At 45.0% G+C, this 685-nt stretch carries 2 tRNA genes; both read right to left on the reverse strand.

The features are described from left to right. Positions 1–313: 313 nt before the first annotated feature. Positions 314–390: transfer RNA gene (locus tag HHX48_RS18585), tRNA-Ile, on the reverse strand. Between the two features lie 162 nt (positions 391–552). Beyond that, positions 553–628 (reverse strand) — tRNA-Ala (locus HHX48_RS18590). Positions 629–685: the final 57 nt, after the last annotated feature.

Raw genomic sequence — 685 nt, forward strand, 5'->3', positions numbered from 1 at the left:
CTAAACTCACTGCTAATTCTCTCAGTTACTCAATTTTGATTGATTACTAATATCAGCTTTCCAAATTGTTAAAGAACGTTTTGCAATCGGACTTGCCGATTGCAACACCAGGTAATCAGTTGCGAAGCAACCAACCTTAGTGCTTTAGGGTAAAAAACCCTAATCAATGCTCACTCTGACGAGTAAATATTCATTAGGATTTGAATCCATACTGACCGGTTTAAACAGTCAATTTCTTTCCTGATTGAGGCATCGGATTGCGTAGTGTGCAAGTCGCACATGAGCAATTCGATAACGAAAAGCAGGGAAGAAATGGTAGGCTTGGGCAGACTTGAACTGCCGACCTCACCCTTATCAGGGGTGCGCTCTAACCAGCTGAGCTACAAGCCTATTACTTGCTTCTGCCTGTTGCTTTATGCTGCGCCTCGGGTTCGTCACTTGGTCAGTCACATACTTATGTATGCTCCTTCCCGCGCTTCTCATCCGGCTTGCCTAAAACAACACTCATCGCAATTAATCTGATGACTAATTCGCGCCGGCCGTGAAGCAAAGTGGTGGAGCTAAGCAGGATCGAACTGCTGACCTCCTGAATGCAAATCAGGCGCTCTCCCAGCTGAGCTATAGCCCCATAAAAACGGTCGTTCTTCTTTATATAACAAGACTATCTGTGTGAACACTACGCTAA

Source organism: Salinimonas profundi (assembly GCF_014750655.1).
Lineage (GTDB): Bacteria > Pseudomonadota > Gammaproteobacteria > Enterobacterales > Alteromonadaceae > Alteromonas > Alteromonas profundi_A.